The organism is Vibrio sp. CCUG 15886, assembly GCF_028570825.1.
Taxonomy (GTDB): Bacteria; Pseudomonadota; Gammaproteobacteria; order Enterobacterales; family Vibrionaceae; genus Vibrio; species Vibrio vulnificus_B.
Genome location: NZ_JAQQBT010000005.1, coordinates 281,293 through 298,845, shown reverse-complemented (window position 1 = coordinate 298,845; position 17,553 = coordinate 281,293). Strand labels below are relative to the sequence as shown.

Here is a 17,553-nt window from a genome sequence, read left to right as displayed (position 1 = left end):
CAAGCTCCTTCTTTTTTCTCGTCCTATTTCTCTTCAGCCATATCGGCCTTTCTCTTCCTTTCTTGTTATCTTAGCGTCTTAGAGGTGTAACATTCACTTGTTGATATAGCGTGTAACGTTGTCAATAACAGGAAATGTTATGCGAATCACCGTCGTTGGGGCTGGCTACGTCGGCCTGGCTAACGCTGCACTTTTGGCACAGTACCATTCCATTACTCTGCTCGATGTAGACTCTAAAAGAGTCGAACAAATCAATGCCCAAAGTAGCCCAATCGTAGATGCGGATATTGAGCGGTTCTTATCGTCGGGGGCGCTTCAGCTTACGGCCACCACATCACCACAAATTGCCTATCACGATGCGCAGCTGATTATTGTTGCTACTCCTACAAACTATGATCCCATTACCAATGGTTTTGATACGGCTTCTGTTGAACAGGTGATTAAGGATGCGATTCAGATTAGCCCGAATGCTACGATTCTTATCCGTTCGACTGTGCCAGTCGGGTTTACAGAAAGAATGCGTGTTCAAGCGAAAAGGTGCAATATTCTCTTTGCTCCTGAGTTTCTACGTGAGGGTAAGGCGCTGTACGACAATCTATTTCCTTCTCGCATTATCATCGGAGAGAAAAGTGAACGTGGGCAGCAAATAGCGGAATTATTTGCCAACGCTGCCGAGAAAAGGGATGTGCCCATTCTACTGACTAACCCAACCGAAGCTGAAGCGATCAAGTTGTTTTCAAACACTTATTTGGCGATGCGTATCGCTTACTTCAACGAGTTGGACTCCTATGCCGAAGCGCATAGTTTAGATGCTCGCCAGATCATTGAAGGGGTTGGCTTAGACCCTCGTATTGGCAATCACTACAACAACCCATCATTTGGTTATGGCGGTTACTGCTTGCCAAAAGATACCAAGCAACTGTTGGCGAACTACCAAGATGTACCGAATAACATTATTGGTGCCATTGTTGATGCGAACCGTACCCGCAAAGATTTTGTTGCTGAGTCGATTTTGAAGCGCAACCCCAAAGTCGTGGGTATTTATCGTTTAATCATGAAAGCGGGTTCGGACAACTTCCGCGCTTCCTCGATTCAAGGAATCATGAAACGCATCAAGGCTAAAGGCATTGAAGTGGTGGTTTATGAGCCTGTTTTAAAAGAGGCTGAATTTTTCCATTCTCGTGTAATCAAAGATTTGAATGAATTCAAAAAATGTTCGGATGTGATTGTCTCTAACCGTATGGTCGAAGAGTTAGCGGATGTAGCTGAAAAAGTTTATACACGCGATTTGTTTGGTAGTGACTGAAGCATTTGACTAGATAGCGAGCATGGTTGTCGGTGGCATGTCTGTATTTGTTGGTTGTGGTAAGTGCATTTTCAAACGCGGCATCCGGCGGGTGTGGATGAATGGATTCCCGTGTGCACGGGAATGACAGTTGGTGGAGTGGCGACGATGTACTGAGTGTTTATGTGAGAGTCGCACTGTTGATGTGTCTTGTCTCATCTTTGTTATTCCAACTTCTTCCTTCTAACTTCGGTCTTTTAGCCTTTTTCTGTCTCTTATCTTGTCATCCTCGCGCACGCGGGGACCCATCGTGCAGCAAGTGGTGTGGCTTGGTATTACCGCTTCATTGCCGGTGTTGCTGTTGGGTTGTTCTATGTTGTTGCCCATTGCGGTAAGTGCATTTTCAAACGCGGCACCCGGTGCGTGTGGATAAATGGTTTCCCGTGTGCACGGGAATGACGACAAGGGGGGCGTGGCGGTGTGCTGAGTGTTTATGTGAGAGTGGCGCTGTTGATGTGCCTTGTCTCATCTTTGTTATTCCAACTTCTTCCTTATAACTTTGGTCTATTAGCCTCTTTCTGTCTCTTATCTTGTCATCCTCGCGAGCGCGGGGACCAATCGCACAGCAAGTGGTGTGGCTTGGTATTACCGCTTCATTGCCGGTGTTGCTGTTGGTTTTGCTCTATATAGTTGTTGGTTGCGGTAAGTGCATTTCCAAACGCGGCATCCGGCGCATGTGGATAAATGGTTTCCCGTGTGCACGGGAATGACGACTGGTGGTGTGGCGGCGGATACGGTTGAATGACGTTTGGTAGTGTAAATGTCGCCTTAGTATGTATTTTTGCCAACTTCCTCGTGTGTTTCTTCATCTTCACAAATGGCTTGTTACTGGCGTGTTAGTTTCCCTATTACGTTGATTCGTCAAAACCAATAGAGTTACCAGGAGAAACTTGGTGAGCCTTCCATGTGTGTATATTCTGGCTAGTCAGCCCTATGGCACTTTATATATTGGTGTGACCGGTGATCTCATTAAGCGCATTTGGCAACACAAGAATGGTGAGAGTGACGGTTTTACCAAAAAGTACCGAGTGGTGCATCTTGTATACTTTGAACAGTTTGAAGCCATGAGTGATGCGATTTTAAGAGAGAAGCAGCTAAAAAGTGGAATCGACAATGGAAGATTCAATTAATTGAAAGTGCCAATCCTCATTGGTTGGATGTGTATAAAAATCTCCGTACTACGATCCGATAAGTGCGTTATTAGCTTTGTGCCGTTTCGTTGTGAAGGAGTGCTTTAGGGGAGCAAGGAGTAAGCATGCAAGTCATTCACCATGGGGGAAAGGATACCGTCACAGGTTCTTGTCATGAGTTTCGCGCTGCGGGTATCGCGCTCTTAATCGACTGTGGGCTTTTCCAAGGGAAAGATGCGCGGCCTCCAGAAGTGGATTTCCCTGTCAAACATATTGATGCCTTAGTGCTGACTCATGCGCATATCGATCATATTGGTCGTATTCCTTGGCTACTTGCCGCAGGATTTTCTGGTTCTATCTACTGTACGGAAGCGACTGCTGAACTTGTTCCGCTGATGTTGGAGGATGGGTTAAGGTTACAGCTAAGCTTAAACCACAAGCAGTTACACCAAGTGCTCGATTTGGTCAAAAAACGCTTAAAACCTGTGAAGTATGGAGAATGGCTAAGGCTGACTCCTCGCATAAAAAATGGCAATCGGGCTTCGCGCTCTGTTTCTCATGCTTTAGAAAACTACCTCTATCTGCGTTTTAATCCTGCAGGTCATATACTAGGCTCGGCATATTTGGAGTTTAAGCTACCAAACGACGAAATTGTGGTTTTTTCTGGTGATTTAGGGCCTCGAAATACGCCGTTGCTGCCAGATCCCATTTCTCCTCCTCGAGCCGATTATCTGTACATAGAAAGCACTTATGGCGATAAATTGCATGAAAGCGTTGAAGAAAGAGGAGAACGCCTAAAATCTATCATCAATCGCTCATTGCAAGACGGTGGCACCATCTTGATTCCGGCGTTTAGTGTGGGCCGCACACAAGAGTTGTTGTTTGATATTGAGCAGTTGATATTTGAGCATAATATCGGCACCGACATCCCTATTATTCTCGACTCGCCATTAGCCAAAAGAGTAACTCAATCGTATCGCCGATTTAAAAAACTATGGGGAAAGGAGGCGAAGCGGCGGCTGGAGGTTCATCGTCATCCTTTGGCCTTTGAGCAGTGCATAACGATAGATGATTATCGCCAACATAAAGCATTAGTGAATCGTCTCGCATCAACGGGGGAGCCAGCGATTGTGGTTGCTGCATCTGGCATGTGCCAAGGAGGTCGGATTATGGACTATCTCCAAGCGTTGTTGCCAGATGAGCGTACGGATGTGTTGTTTGCTGGATATCAGGCTAACGGTACTTTGGGGCGTGAGATTCAGACTGGTGAGAAAATGGTACAAATTGAGCAGAAAATGGTGGAGGTTCGCGCTCAGATACATACGATGTCTGGCTACTCGGCCCATGCAGACCAAGCAGATCTACTGGCGTTTATTCAAGGTATTGCGCAAAAGCCGAAGGAGATCCATTTGATCCATGGTGAAGAGGAAGCAAAGCTAAGTCTGCTTCGAGCTATGCGGTTCTAGGTTTTCCGTTTCTTTTGTTGCTACTCTCCATTTCTGTCTTTTACTTGCTTTAGTCCCTAGTCTCTTCTCTCTTATCTAGTCATCCTCGCGAACGCGGGGACCCATCGTATAGCGAGTATTGTGGGTAGGTATTGCTACTGTATTGTCGTTGCTCTTGTTTTGTTGTGGGGAGTGTATTTCCAAACTCAGCATCTGGCGTGTGCGGATAAATGGATTCCCGTGTGCACGGGAACGACAGTTGGTGATGTGACGGCGGTGTTCAGATTTTTTGTTCTTTACCGTTGATCTTAGCTCTGTTTTTTTCTTTTCTTATTCTTGTCATCCTCGCGCACGCGGGGACCCATCGTGCAGCAAGTGGTATGGCTTGGTATTACCGCTTCATTGCCAGTGTTGATGTTGGATTGTTCTATGTTGTCTATTTCGGTGAGTATGTTTCCAAACGCGACATCCAGCGTGTGCGGATAAATGGTTTCCCGTGTGCACAGGAATGACAGTTGGTAGTGTGGTGGCGGTGTGCTGAGCGTTTATGAGAGAGTGGCGCTGTTGATGTGTCTTGTCTCATCCTTTGATATTCCAACTTCTTCTTTATAACGTCGGTCTATTAGCCTCTTTCTGTCTCTTATCTTGTCATCCTCGCGAACGCGGGGGGCCATGGTACGGCAAGCGCTGTGGGTTGGTATTACTACTGTATTGTCGTTGCTCTTGTTGTCTGTTGTGGCGAGTGTATTTCCAAACGCGGCATCCAGTGTGTGCGGATAAATGGTTTCCCGTGTGCACGGGAATGACAGTTAGTAGTGTGCTGAGTGTTTATGTGAGAGTGGCGCTGTTGGTTTGTCTTGTCTCATCTTTGTTATTCCAACTTCTTCTTTATAACTTCTGTCTATTAGCCTCTTTCTGTCTCTTATCTTGTCATCCTCGCGGACGCGGGGGCCCATGGTACGGCAAGCGCTGTGGGTTGGTATTACTACTGTATTGACGTTGTTCTTGTTGTTTGTTGCGGTGAGAGCATTTCCAAACGTGGTATCTGGTGTGTGGATGAGTTCTCGTGAGTACGGGAATGATGGCTGGTGCCCTGGTTCTTTATTACTAAATCTCTATCTCTGCCACATTTTCGGAGGTAGCGATTCATTTCTATTTCCCAAACTTGAATCCATATATAGAATATTGAACTGTAAAAATGAGCTTTAAAATTAAGTAAATCGCAGTTCTTTCGTCTTTTCTTTTTTGTTTTGAGCTAATTAAGAAAGTCTGCTTGTTCAATGTATTCTTAAGAAGGATGACATCTTGAAACGAAGCCTTTTGTCGCTTTTGATTGCTTCTATGCTGGTGGCTTGTGGTAGTGAAGATCAAGTACTTGCCCCCGTTCTCCCTCCAACGGTAGAACCAGAGCTGCCCGATATTGGGGTTGATGACCCGATCATCGTCAGCGCCTTATCTTTGGATGGGCATTTGATGTTGAGCGGTTCGGTTGAGTGTAATGGTGGGCCAGCGAATCAGTTCGATGTTCCTCAAAAAGAGGATGTCGTGTGCATGGTGCAAGGTCGCACACTTGCAACCTTCACAACCCCATACGTTGCGGAACAAACTCGTAGTCGTGCCGTCAATGTGGAAGTCCTGTCGCTGGCTCAAGCCGATGAATACAAAGCTTCACCAGTACGTTTGAGCAATATTCAAACGCTGATTAAAAACATAGGTAGCACTCAGGGCAATACAATAGAGCTGGATTTGTCTTCGTCACGCGATGCGCTCACGTTCGAACATTATTTTGACCACAACCTAGACATGCCTGTTGATGAGTTTCGAGCGTTGATCACCGAGAAAGTGAGCAATGATAACCAAGTGGATAAGCAGCCTACAACGCACGTGCCCGATGTTCCACCGGCGGTGACGCCCGGCGCATCGAGTGACTTAACGAGTGGTTTTGTGTCAGCAAGTGCTGAAGAGTCTCTGGTTTATAAACCGAGCGAGGTTATCTTAACTCAAGCACAGTTGCTTAATGAGCAAGGTTTGCCTGTCAATGGTATTGCCTATTTCAGTGCCCATGGTCGAGGTGTCACTGGAGTCGATAAGCAAGGAAATATGATCGGTGATGGCCGTTTTGAATTCTCTTGGGGCGAAAACATCAGTTTTGCTATCGATACGTTTGAACTGGGTGAGGTACGCGGCAACAAAACGGCCTTCCAGCTAACAGAACTTGCTCAAGGAAATGAGGGGAAAAACGTTGAAAAACTGGTGCATCGTTATGCCGACCGTACTGACAGTAAAGTAACGCTTCCTCAACAAGTCACGGAGGTTTTTGCCCTCTATCCGAACGTGGTCAATGAAGCGATCTCTTTATCGCTCAATAGTGATGATACGTTACTTGACGTGGGGGGAGGTCAAACGCAACTGGTTCCGGGTGAATTTGAACAGCAATTTGCTCATGGTCTCGCTGCGGATATCGATCAACAGCTAGCTAAGCCATCTGCTCGCTCAAACGTTGAGCTGCCAGTGGTTAAAGGCGCACTCGATCCGCAAGCAAGCCGCATTCAAGCGGATATCCAAAAACTTTGGGGGGCGACTAACCAAGTGCAGCAAGCTGGATGGAAAAAAGTAGAACGTTTCCATGTGTTCCATGACAGTACCAACTTCTACGGGAGTACAGGTAATGCACGCGGTCAGGCGGCGGTGAATATTGCCAATAGCGCGTTTCCGGTCATGATGGCTCGTAACGACAACAATTACTGGATCGACTTTGGTCAACCGAAAGCTTGGGATGCGCAAGGTCTGGCGTTTATCACCGAGGCCCCTTCTTCTGTTGTGCCAGAAAAAGTGTCGGCGGAAACGGCGACCTTCAATCTGCCTTTCATGAGCATTGGTGAGTTGGGCGAAGGCAAAGTGATGGTGATGGGCAACGCGCGATACAACAGTGTGTTGGTTTGCCCGAATGGCTTTAGTTGGAATGGCGGGGTGAATCAAGATGGCTCGTGTAAGCAATCCAGCGACGCTGACGACATGGCAAACTTCTTTGCTAACACGCTGCGTTATTTAACCGGCAAATCAGCGCAAGAGCTGACGGTTGGCACCAATATTCCTTATGTCTACTTTAAGCGTCATGGTCAAGTGATGGGCGAGCGGGCCGATTTTGTTATCGATCCTCGTTTAGCGGCTAAAACGGAGCAACTCCCTGATTTTGTGAATCTTGACCCTGAAGCTATGCCTGTTGTGATCATCAATGGGTATGAGTATTTAGGTCATGCGGGTATCGGCGCGTACGATCTGCCAATGAGTGCCAATATCAATAAGCCTAAATTGAGCCAGCAAGATGTCTCGGATCTCATCGACTACGTGAATCGTGGTGGCAATGTTTTGATGATGGAAACCATCATCAATCGTGCTAATGCGGGTGAAGTTGCTCGGTTACTCGATAGTGCCGGTATCGCGTTTGGCATGGGGCAAAGTGTGGTGCCAAATGGCAATGGACCAAGTGGCGGTTATCCTGATCGCCCGCGCAATCAGCGTCAGCATGGTATTTGGGTGCTGGAGCGCTATGCGGCGGTACAAGGCGCGGATGGTAAACCAGTATTGCCTTACACCATTAAAGACGATGGTTCGGTTGAGTGGCAATATCAAGTAGAAGGCAGGCCAGATGATAAACCCAATCTAGAGATGGCTCGTTGGCCTGAATTGGATGAGCAAGGCGAGCCAGTGCTGGATAAAGATGGCAACCCGATCATTAATGTCGCCTTTATTGATGAATCACAGCATTGGCGTAAAGATGAAGAGGGCCATGTGGTTGTCGATGAACATCAACAGCCTATATTGGATCAAGACAGCCTTGCCAAGGCAAAGCAACGTATTTTGAACGCCTTCTTGGTAAACGGAAAGCCCGCTTATCAAGAGTGTCATGATAGCCAATTTCATTATGAAGTGAACTGTTTGGAATCCCGCCCAGGGAACGGCATACCCACTGGTGGGGGTATGCATGTGCCTTATTACACTGAGCTCAAACTTGGTGAAGCAGAATCGCAAGCTATGGTGAAAGCGGCTAACTTAGGGACCAATATTGAGGCGTTGTATCAGCATGAGCGCTATTTCCGTACCAAAGGGAAAATGGGGGAGCGTTTAAGCAGTGTTGATCTCAACCGTATCTACCAGAATATGACGGTTTGGCTATGGAACGACCTCGATTATCGCTACGAATCAAGCAGTGAGGATGAGTTAGGTTTCCAGCGTTTTACCCAATTCTTAAACTGTTACACCAATGATGTGGCAGGCGGTAATACCCATTGCCCAGAAGAGGTGAAATCTGAATTGAACCGGTTGAACATGGTCTATGGTGATGAGGCTGGTGAGTATGCCGGTCAAATGAACCCTAGCTACCCGCTCAACTATATGGAAAAACCGTTAACCCGATTAATGCTTGGTCGCTCTTTTTGGGATTTAGACATCAAGGTGGATGTCCGTGCATTCCCTGGAGAAGCAGGTGAGGGGGCGGGTGGCCGCAATGTTACTTTGGATATGCGTAATTTGACGACCGCATGGTTTGCGGGCAACCGTCAGCCAACAGGGCAGTGGGCGGTCGCGCAGTAGCCGTTTACGGTATCGGTGGCTGGGGAGGAAGCGCCCGTCACTATCACTATCGCTTTGGCGGATGATTTAACTGGTCGTGAAAAACATGAGCTTGGTTTGCAGCGTCCGCCAAGAATGACCAAGTCGTTCGTCATTGGTGGTGGCCATGCCACAAGTCAGCAGTTTACCGTTCCTTATGGTGGTTTGATTTATGCCCAAGGTGGCAATAGCGAGCAAGTGAGCTTAACGTTTACTGGCACGGTTGATGCGCCTCTGTATAAACAGGGCAAATGGCAAAATCCACAGATCTCTCCTGCGCCAATGGGTGAGGTGATTTCAGATACCTTTGTCTTTACTGCCCCGAAAGCGAACTTAAATGCTTCTGGTTACTCTGGTGGTATCGAACAGTTCGCCCGGGATCTCGATCGTTTTTCGGCGGATCTCAATGATTTTTACGCTCGCGATGAAGGGGTTGAAGGGCGCTTAAATCGTCAAGCGACCAGTCAGAGTAATCCTAATAACCGCCATCACTTTGTAAATGATGTTGCGATTAGTATTGGCGCGGCTCACTCTGGTTACCCAGTGATGAATGCGAGCTTTAATGCTAAGAGCCAAAGTCTAAATACAGCGCCACTGAACAGCTGGCTGTTATGGCATGAGGTTGGACATAACGCCGCAGAGGCACCGTTTAATGTAGATGGCGCAACGGAAGTGGTGAATAACCTACTGGCGTTGTACATGCAGGATCAGTACTTAGGAAAAATGGTTCGCGTTGAGCAAGATATCCGAATCGCGCCAGATTTTGTGCGTATGGAGAATGGTCATGCATGGGGCGCGGGCGGTGCGGGTGAACGCTTAGTGATGTTTGCACAACTGAAAGAGTGGGCTGAGAGTGAATTTGATATTCAGCAGTGGTATGGCGATGAGGTGCCAAGTTACTACAGCTCGAAAGAAGGGATCACAGGGTGGAACCTCTTTAAATTAATGCATCGATTAACGCGTAATAAGACTGAGGATTTGTTTAAGCTAAAAGGTGAGAACATGTGCCAAGCGTCAGGGTTGGGAAAGAGTGACATGTTGATGCTTTGCGCCTCTTATGCGGCTCAAACGGATCTGAGTGCTTTCTTCCAAGCGTGGAATCCGGGGTCTAAAGTGTTTCTCTACCCAGGTGACCCAACACCAAGGTATGAAGGCGGGATTACACAAAGTGGGCTAGACAAGTTGAAAGCGCTCAAGTTGCCTGAACCACAACATGATCCATTAGCGATAAATCAGTTATCAAGATAATAGATAAGGCCCTAGCTCTCTAGGGCCTTTGTTTTCGTGCTAAGTTGCAGTTACCTTTCTAGTTTTCTAGTTTTCTAGTTTTCTAGTTTTCTAGTTTTCTAGTTATCTAGTTATCTAGTTATCTAGTTATCTAGTTATCTAGTTATCTAGTTATCTAGTTATCTAGTTATCTAGCTCCTAGTTCCTAGTTCCTAGTTCCTAGTTCTCTAGTTTCCAGCACTTCTGACTTATATTTGAGCTCTAGGTCGATTCATTTCTTTTTCATCTTTAATCTCGTCATCCTCGCGAACGCGGGGACCCATGGTGCGGCGAGCGTGGAGGGTAGGTATTACTACTGCATTGTCGTTGTTCTTGCTGTCTGTTGTGAGGAGTGTATTTCCAAACGCGGCATCTGGCGTGTGCGGATAAATGGTTTCCCGTGTGCACGGGAATGACAGCAGGGGGAGGCGGTGTTCAGAGTTTTTGTTCTTTGGCGTTGATCTTCGATCGGCTTTTTCTTTCCTTCTTTTATCTCGTCATCCTCGCGGTCGCGCGGACCCATGGAACGGCGAGCGTGGAGGGTAGGTATTACTACTGCATTGTCGTTGTTCTTGCTGTCTGTTGTGGTGAGTGTATCTCCAAACGCGGCATCTAGCGTGCGCGGATAAATGGTTTCCCGTGTGCACGGGAATGACAGCAGGGGGAGGTGGCTGAGAGTTAGGAATGCGGATAGGGGATGGGCGCTCCTATCTATGCCATAGCCTCAAAGCTCGTCATCCTCGCGAACGCGGGGACCCATGGTACGGAAAGCGCAGTGGGTTGGTCGTACTGCCTCACTATCGGTAAATGTTTGATGACCCTGTGCACGTTTTAACGTTGCGAGCTTTTGTTCTAACGCAGGGTTCGGTGTGTGCGGATAAATGGTTTCCCGTGTACACGGGAATGACGGCTGGTGGTGCGGGGAGGGTATTGAGCTCCATTATAGCGATTGTGTTTATCTGCCATGTGTATTGAGGTGAGTTGTATCTCGGCTACTCCAGGTTGCGAGGATCTTAATCGTCTGAATCTTTCTCCGATTATTTTTCAAACAGCCCTTGCAAGCAAAACTGTGATCTGTATAATACGCCGCACTGACTTGTTCAGTTGTGAACCAATGAGCAGCGAGGAGCCAGCAGCTTCGGTTGTGGGGTAATGTATACTCAGCTTATGTTCGCAGTTAATACAATTAGCTTATCTATTTTAGTGTTCCTATCTGATAGCGTTCCTTCCATAGATACATGGTTAATCGAAAATTAACTGACAATGCGTCCTAATCTTGGATGCTACGGTTTCACATAAATCAATCGGCATTCTCTCGTCTTAACGAGTTTGAGTGGCGATATTGTTTGTGTAATTTTTAATATTGGAGCTCTGTCTCATGCAGAACCAACGTATCCGTATCCGCCTTAAAGCTTTCGATTACAAACTAATCGACGCTTCTACAGCGGAAATCGTTGAAACAGCTAAGCGCACTGGCGCACAGGTTCGTGGTCCAATCCCACTACCTACTCGTAAAGAGCGTTTCACCGTTCTTATCTCTCCACACGTTAACAAGAAAGCTCGTGACCAGTACGAAATTCGTACTCACAAGCGTCTAATCGACATCGTTGAGCCAACAGACAAAACTGTTGATGCTCTGATGCGTCTAGACCTTGCTGCAGGCGTTGACGTTCAAATTAGCCTAGGTTAAGGGAGATTAGAAGAATGATTGGTCTAATCGGTCGTAAAGTGGGCATGACCCGCGTATTTACTGAAGAAGGCGTTTCTATCCCTGTAACTGTTGTTGAGGTTGAAGCGAACCGTGTTGCTCAAGTGAAAACTCTTGAGACTGACGGCTATGCAGCAATCCAAGTTACAGCTGGTACAAAGAAAGCTAACCGCGTAAACAAAGCTGAAGCAGGTCACTTTGCTAAAGCTGGCGTTGAAGCTGGTCGTGGTCTTTGGGAATTCCGTTTAGAAAACGGCGAAGAGTTTGCAGTTGGTTCAGAACTAACTGTTGAGCTATTCAACGAAGTTAAAAAAGTAGACGTTACTGGTACATCTAAGGGTAAAGGTTTCCAAGGCACTGTTAAGCGCTGGAACTTCCGCACTCAAGATATGACTCACGGTAACTCATTGTCTCACCGTGCTCCTGGTTCTATCGGTCAATGTCAGACTCCAGGTCGCGTATTTAAAGGCAAGAAAATGGCAGGTCACATGGGTGCTGAGCGTGTAACGACTCAAAACCTAGAGATCGTACGTGTTGACGCTGAGCGCAATCTGCTTCTTATTAAAGGTGCAGTCCCTGGCGCAACTGGCGGTAACGTGATCGTTAAACCAGCTGTTAAAGCATAACGTCTAGGAGTAAGTAATGGAATTGATGGTTAAAGGTGCTGCTGCACTAACTGTTTCCGAAGCTACTTTCGGACGTGAGTTCAACGAAGCTCTTGTTCATCAAGTAGTTGTTGCGTACGCAGCAGGTGCTCGTCAAGGTACTCGTGCTCAAAAAACACGTTCAGAAGTTTCTGGCGGTGGTGCTAAGCCATGGCGTCAAAAAGGTACTGGCCGTGCACGTGCTGGTACAATCCGTAGCCCACTATGGCGTACAGGTGGTGTTACTTTTGCTGCGAAACCACAAGATCACAGCCAAAAAGTAAACAAGAAAATGTACCGTGGTGCGATGAAGAGCATTCTTTCTGAGCTAGTTCGTCAAGAGCGTCTAATCGTTGTTGATAACTTCTCTGTTGAAGCACCAAAAACGAAAGAGCTAGTTGCTAAGCTTAAAGAACTTGAGCTAAACGACGTGCTTATCGTAACTGGCGAAGTAGACGAGAATCTATTCTTAGCTGCACGTAACCTATACAAAGTTGACGCACGTGACGTAGCTGGTATTGACCCAGTTTCTCTAATCGCGTTTAACAAGGTTCTAATGACTGCTGATGCAGTTAAGCAAGTTGAGGAGATGCTGGCATGATCACTCAAGAGCGTCTACTAAAAGTTCTACGTGCACCGCACATCTCTGAAAAAGCAACTATGGCAGCTGAGAAAGCGAACACTATCGTTTTCAAAGTAGCGAAAGATGCAACTAAGAAAGAGATCAAAGCAGCTGTAGAACAGCTATTTGAAGTTGAAGTTAAGTCTGTAAATACTCTTATCACTAAGGGTAAGACCAAGCGTCAAGGTCTACGCCAAGGCCGTCGTTCAGACGTGAAGAAAGCGTACGTTACTTTGAAAGAAGGTCAAGATCTTGACTTTGTTGGCGGCGCGGAATAACAGGAGTAGTTGAATAATGGCTATTGTTAAATGTAAGCCGACTTCGGCTGGTCGTCGTCACGTTGTTAAAGTTGTTAACGCTGACCTACACAAAGGCAAGCCTTACGCACCTCTTCTAGAGAAAAACTCTAAGAACGGTGGTCGTAACAACAACGGTCGTATCACAGTACGTCACATCGGTGGTGGTCATAAACAACACTACCGTGTAGTTGACTTCAAACGTACTAAAGACGGTATCCCAGCGAAAGTTGAGCGTCTAGAATACGATCCAAACCGTAGCGCAAACATCGCTCTAGTTCTGTACGCAGACGGTGAGCGTCGTTACATCATTGCACCTAAAGGTCTGCAAGCTGGTGACGTTATCCAATCTGGTGTTGATGCACCGATCAAAGCGGGTAACACTCTACCAATGCGCAACATCCCAGTAGGTTCTACAATTCACTGTGTTGAATTGACTCCTGGTAAAGGTGCACAGTTGGCTCGTTCAGCGGGTGCTTACGCTCAGCTAGTAGCTCGTGATGGTTCTTACGTAACTATCCGTCTACGTTCTGGCGAAATGCGTAAAGTTCTATCTGAAGGTCGCGCAACAATCGGTGAAGTTGGTAACTCTGAGCACATGCTTCGTGAGCTTGGTAAAGCTGGTGCAAGTCGCTGGCGTGGTGTTCGTCCAACCGTTCGCGGTGTGGTAATGAACCCAGTAGATCACCCACACGGTGGTGGTGAAGGTCGTACTTCTGGTGGCCGTCATCCAGTTTCACCTTGGGGTGTACCAACTAAAGGCTACAAGACTCGTAGCAACAAACGCACTGACAAGTACATCGTACGTCGTCGTAACAAGTAATCTATATAAAGAGGAATCGCCATGCCACGTTCTCTCAAGAAAGGTCCATTTATTGACCTACACTTGCTGAAGAAGGTAGAGAAAGCGGTGGAAAGCGGAGACAAAAAGCCACTTAAGACTTGGTCCCGTCGTTCAATGATCATCCCTACGATGATCGGTTTGACCATCGCTGTCCATAATGGTCGTCAGCACGTTCCAGTTTTCGTTACCGAAGAAATGATCGGTCATAAACTGGGTGAATTCGCACCAACTCGTACTTACCGCGGTCACGCTGCGGATAAGAAAGCTAAGAAGCGTTAAGGAGTAAATAATGGAAGCTATTGCTAAACATAACTTTGCTCGCATTTCGCCTCAGAAAGCTCGCTTAGTTGCGGATCTAATTCGTGGTAAATCTGTTGACCAAGCTCTTGAAATCCTAACTTTCAGCAACAAAAAAGCTGCTGTACTAGTTAAGAAAGTTCTAGAGTCTGCTATCGCTAACGCGGAGCACAACGAAGGTGCAGATATTGACGATCTGAATGTCGCAAAAATCTTTGTAGATGAAGGCCCAACCATGAAGCGTATTATGCCTCGTGCTAAAGGTCGTGCGGATCGTATCTTGAAGCGTTCAAGCCACATCACTGTTGTTGTAGCAGATCGCTAGAGACTAGGAGAGTAAGCAATGGGTCAAAAAGTACATCCTAATGGTATTCGTCTAGGCATCGTTAAGCCTTGGAATGCTACATGGTTTGCTAACACCAAAGATTTCGCTGACAACCTAGACGGCGACTTCAAGGTACGTCAGTTCCTAACTAAGGAACTTTCAAAAGCGTCTCTATCACGCATCGTTATCGAGCGTCCTGCTAAGAGCATCCGTGTGACTATTCACACTGCTCGTCCAGGCGTTGTTATCGGTAAGAAAGGTGAAGACGTTGAGAAGCTACGCACAGCTGTAGCGAAAATTGCAGGTGTACCAGCGCAAATTAACATCGCTGAAGTACGTAAGCCTGAACTAGATGCGCAACTTGTTGGTGACAGCATCGCGTCTCAGCTAGAGCGTCGTGTAATGTTCCGTCGTGCTATGAAGCGTGCGGTACAAAACGCAATGCGTCTAGGTGCTAAGGGTATCAAAGTGGAAGTAAGCGGTCGTCTAGGCGGCGCTGAAATCGCACGTTCTGAGTGGTACCGTGAAGGCCGTGTGCCTCTACACACTCTACGTGCAGACATTGATTACGCAACTTCTTCGGCTCACACCACATACGGTGTAATCGGCATTAAAGTTTGGATCTTCAAAGGTGAGATCCTAGGCGGTATGCCAGCAGCAACTGAAGCTGCAGAGCCAAAGGCTGACAAGCCTAAGAAGCAGCGTAAAGGCCGTAAGTAAGGAGTCGACAGATGCTACAACCTAAACGTACTAAGTTCCGTAAGGTTCATACTGGTCGTAACCGCGGTCTAGCTAAAGGTACTGAAGTTAGCTTTGGTTCTTTTGGTCTTAAAGCTGTTGGCCGTGGTCGTTTGACTGCTCGTCAAATCGAAGCTGCACGTCGTGCTATGACGCGTCACATCAAGCGTCAAGGTAAGATCTGGATCCGTGTGTTCCCAGACAAGCCGATCACTGAAAAACCACTTGAAGTTCGTCAAGGTAAGGGTAAAGGTAACGTTGAGTACTGGGTAGCCCAAATCCAACCTGGTAAGGTTATGTACGAAGTTGATGGTGTACCTGAAGAATTGGCGCGTGAAGCGTTCCGCCTAGCGGCTCGCAAACTGCCATTCAAGACTACATTTGTAACTAAGCAGGTGATGTGATGAAAGCACAAGATCTACGCGAAAAGAGCGTTGAAGAGCTTAACTCTGAGCTATTGAATTTGCTACGTGAACAGTTCAACTTGCGCATGCAAGCTGCAACTGGTCAACTACAGCAAACTCATACTCTGAAAGCTGTACGCCGTGATATCGCACGTGTGAAAACTGTTTTGACTGAGAAGGCAGGCGCATAATGAGCGACAAAATTCGTACTCAACTAGGTCGTGTTGTTAGCGACAAGATGGACAAGTCTATCGTTGTTGCTATCGAGCGCATGGTGAAGCACCCTATCTACGGTAAATTCGTTAAGCGCACGACTAAAGTTCACGCACATGACGAAAACAACGAGTGTGGCATTGGCGACACTGTTGAAATTCGTGAATGTCGTCCACTGTCTAAGACTAAGTCTTGGACTTTGGTAAAAGTTGTAGAAAAAGCGAAGATCTAATCTTCACTATTCTATGAATATAAACGGCTCCAAAATTTTTTTGGGGCCGTTTATTTTTTGACTACCCAATCACAAAAAAGGGTGGTACAATTCGCGTCCCTTATAAAGAGGCAGCCCGACCCGAGAGGGTCTAGTTTTTTTAATATTTAGCGGAGCACTAACATGATCCAAATGCAAAGTATGCTGGACGCAGCTGATAACTCAGGCGCTCGCAGCGTAATGTGTATTAAGGTTCTGGGTGGCTCTCACCGCCGTTATGCACATATCGGTGACGTTATCAAAGTTACTGTTAAGGAAGCAATTCCTCGCGGTAAAGTTAAAAAAGGTGACGTTCTGAAGGCGGTGGTAGTTCGCACCCGTAAAGGCGTACGTCGTCCAGACGGTTCTGTCATTCGCTTCGACCGAAATGCTTGTGTGTTGCTAAACAACAACACTGAGCAACCAATCGGTACACGTATCTTTGGTCCTGTGACTCGCGAACTTCGTGGCGATAAGTTCATGAAGATCGTTTCACTGGCTCCAGAAGTTCTGTAAGGAGCGGCAAAAAATGGCAGCTAAAATCCGTCGTAACGACGAAGTAATCGTTCTTGCTGGTAAAGATAAAGGCAAGAAAGGTAAAGTAACTAAGGTCCTAGCAACTGGTAAAGTTATCGTTGAAGGTATCAACCTTGTTAAGAAACACCAGAAACCTGTTCCTGCACTAGGTATCCAAGGCGGTATCGTAGAGCAAGAAGCAGCAATCGACGTTTCTAACGTGGCGATCTTTAACGCAGCTACTGGTAAAGCTGACCGTATCGGTTTCCGTTTTGAAGACGGCCAAAAGGTTCGTTTCTTCAAGTCTAACGGTGAAACTGTTTCTAACTAATTTAGAAAGTAATTTGGAGTTCTACTATGGCGAAACTGCATGATTACTACAAGTCGTCTGTAGTCGCTGAACTGACCAAACAGTTCGGTTACACAAGCGTCATGCAAGTCCCTAGAATCGAAAAGATCACCCTTAACATGGGTGTGGGCGATGCTATCAACGATAAGAAACTGCTAGAAAACGCAGCTGCTGATATGGCAACGATCTCTGGTCAAAAGCCACTTATCACTAAAGCGCGTAAATCTGTTGCAGGTTTCAAAATCCGCGAAGGCTACCCTATCGGTTGTAAAGTAACCTTGCGTGGCGAACGTATGTGGGATTTTATGGAGCGTTTAATCTCTATCGCTCTTCCACGTGTACGTGACTTCCGTGGTGTTAACGCTAAGTCTTTTGACGGTCGCGGTAACTACAGCATGGGCGTTCGCGAGCAAATCATCTTCCCGGAAATCGACTTTGATAAAGTTGATCGTGTACGCGGCCTAGACATCACTATTACGACGTCTGCTGGTACTGATGAGGAAGGCCGTGCTCTGCTGGCTGCCTTTAACTTCCCATTCCGTAAGTAAGG

The 17,553-nt window shown here is 46.8% G+C and carries 17 protein-coding genes and 1 pseudogene; all 18 read left to right on the top strand.

From position 1 onward, the window contains the following. Nucleotides 1–139 precede the first annotated feature (139 nt). The 18 genes and pseudogenes from PQQ36_RS12930 to rplE all read left to right on the top strand — a co-directional run bounded on the left by PQQ36_RS12930 (nt 140) and on the right by rplE (nt 17,551). Nucleotides 140–1,306, top strand: a complete 1,167-nt coding sequence (locus PQQ36_RS12930) for a nucleotide sugar dehydrogenase (RefSeq protein ID WP_263139929.1) — start codon at nt 140–142, stop codon at nt 1,304–1,306. Nucleotides 1,307–2,238: 932 nt separating this feature from the next. Next, nucleotides 2,239–2,475, top strand: coding sequence for a GIY-YIG nuclease family protein (locus PQQ36_RS12925; protein WP_443098524.1), 237 nt, complete (start codon nt 2,239–2,241; stop codon nt 2,473–2,475). A gap of 125 nt (nt 2,476–2,600) precedes the next feature. Next, on the top strand, nt 2,601–3,941 hold the full coding sequence (locus PQQ36_RS12920; protein WP_273661629.1) for an MBL fold metallo-hydrolase RNA specificity domain-containing protein: 1,341 nt from the start codon (nt 2,601–2,603) through the stop codon (nt 3,939–3,941). A gap of 1,284 nt (nt 3,942–5,225) precedes the next feature. Then, nucleotides 5,226–9,779: pseudogene (locus PQQ36_RS12915) on the top strand (SslE/AcfD family lipoprotein zinc metalloprotease). A 1,396-nt stretch (nt 9,780–11,175) separates the two neighbouring features. Next, nucleotides 11,176–11,487 carry a 30S ribosomal protein S10 gene (rpsJ, locus tag PQQ36_RS12910; RefSeq protein WP_004410492.1) on the top strand — a complete coding sequence of 104 codons (312 nt, stop codon included), beginning with the start codon at nt 11,176–11,178 and terminating at the stop codon, nt 11,485–11,487. A 14-nt stretch (nt 11,488–11,501) separates the two neighbouring features. Then, nucleotides 11,502–12,131, top strand: a complete 630-nt coding sequence (rplC, locus tag PQQ36_RS12905; protein WP_011078831.1) for a 50S ribosomal protein L3 — start codon at nt 11,502–11,504, stop codon at nt 12,129–12,131. A gap of 16 nt (nt 12,132–12,147) precedes the next feature. After that, nucleotides 12,148–12,750, top strand: coding sequence for a 50S ribosomal protein L4 (gene rplD / locus PQQ36_RS12900; RefSeq protein ID WP_011078830.1), 603 nt, complete (start codon nt 12,148–12,150; stop codon nt 12,748–12,750). After that, the gene (gene rplW, locus PQQ36_RS12895; RefSeq protein WP_011078829.1) at nt 12,747–13,049 is read left to right on the top strand and encodes a 50S ribosomal protein L23; all 303 of its coding nucleotides are present in this window, start codon (nt 12,747–12,749) and stop codon (nt 13,047–13,049) included. The genes rplD and rplW overlap by 4 nt, the downstream gene beginning before the upstream one ends. Nucleotides 13,050–13,065: 16 nt before the next feature. Beyond that, nucleotides 13,066–13,890 carry a 50S ribosomal protein L2 gene (gene rplB / locus PQQ36_RS12890; RefSeq protein ID WP_017420314.1) on the top strand — a complete coding sequence of 275 codons (825 nt, stop codon included), beginning with the start codon at nt 13,066–13,068 and terminating at the stop codon, nt 13,888–13,890. A 21-nt stretch (nt 13,891–13,911) separates the two neighbouring features. Beyond that, on the top strand, nt 13,912–14,190 hold the full coding sequence (gene rpsS, locus PQQ36_RS12885) for a 30S ribosomal protein S19 (RefSeq protein ID WP_011078827.1): 279 nt from the start codon (nt 13,912–13,914) through the stop codon (nt 14,188–14,190). Nucleotides 14,191–14,200: 10 nt separating this feature from the next. Then, nucleotides 14,201–14,533: a 50S ribosomal protein L22 gene (rplV, locus tag PQQ36_RS12880; protein WP_005528535.1), complete on the top strand. Its 333-nt coding sequence runs from the start codon at nt 14,201–14,203 to the stop codon at nt 14,531–14,533. 18 nt (nt 14,534–14,551) lie between these two features. Then, complete coding sequence (gene rpsC, locus PQQ36_RS12875) at nt 14,552–15,253, top strand: 30S ribosomal protein S3 (RefSeq protein ID WP_011078826.1); 702 nt, start codon at nt 14,552–14,554, stop codon at nt 15,251–15,253. An 11-nt stretch (nt 15,254–15,264) separates the two neighbouring features. Then, nucleotides 15,265–15,675, top strand: a complete 411-nt coding sequence (rplP, locus tag PQQ36_RS12870; RefSeq protein WP_004728605.1) for a 50S ribosomal protein L16 — start codon at nt 15,265–15,267, stop codon at nt 15,673–15,675. Next, nucleotides 15,675–15,866: a 50S ribosomal protein L29 gene (gene rpmC / locus PQQ36_RS12865; protein WP_011078825.1), complete on the top strand. Its 192-nt coding sequence runs from the start codon at nt 15,675–15,677 to the stop codon at nt 15,864–15,866. The genes rplP and rpmC overlap by 1 nt, the downstream gene beginning before the upstream one ends. Then, entirely contained in the window at nt 15,866–16,120 is a 255-nt protein-coding gene (gene rpsQ, locus PQQ36_RS12860; RefSeq protein WP_011078824.1) for a 30S ribosomal protein S17, read from the top strand. The genes rpmC and rpsQ overlap by 1 nt, the downstream gene beginning before the upstream one ends. Nucleotides 16,121–16,282: 162 nt before the next feature. Beyond that, entirely contained in the window at nt 16,283–16,654 is a 372-nt protein-coding gene (gene rplN / locus PQQ36_RS12855) for a 50S ribosomal protein L14 (RefSeq protein ID WP_011078823.1), read from the top strand. 13 nt (nt 16,655–16,667) lie between these two features. Then, on the top strand, nt 16,668–16,985 hold the full coding sequence (gene rplX / locus PQQ36_RS12850; protein WP_011078822.1) for a 50S ribosomal protein L24: 318 nt from the start codon (nt 16,668–16,670) through the stop codon (nt 16,983–16,985). 26 nt (nt 16,986–17,011) lie between these two features. Next, the gene (gene rplE / locus PQQ36_RS12845) at nt 17,012–17,551 is read left to right on the top strand and encodes a 50S ribosomal protein L5 (RefSeq protein ID WP_011078821.1); all 540 of its coding nucleotides are present in this window, start codon (nt 17,012–17,014) and stop codon (nt 17,549–17,551) included. Nucleotides 17,552–17,553 lie beyond the last annotated feature (2 nt).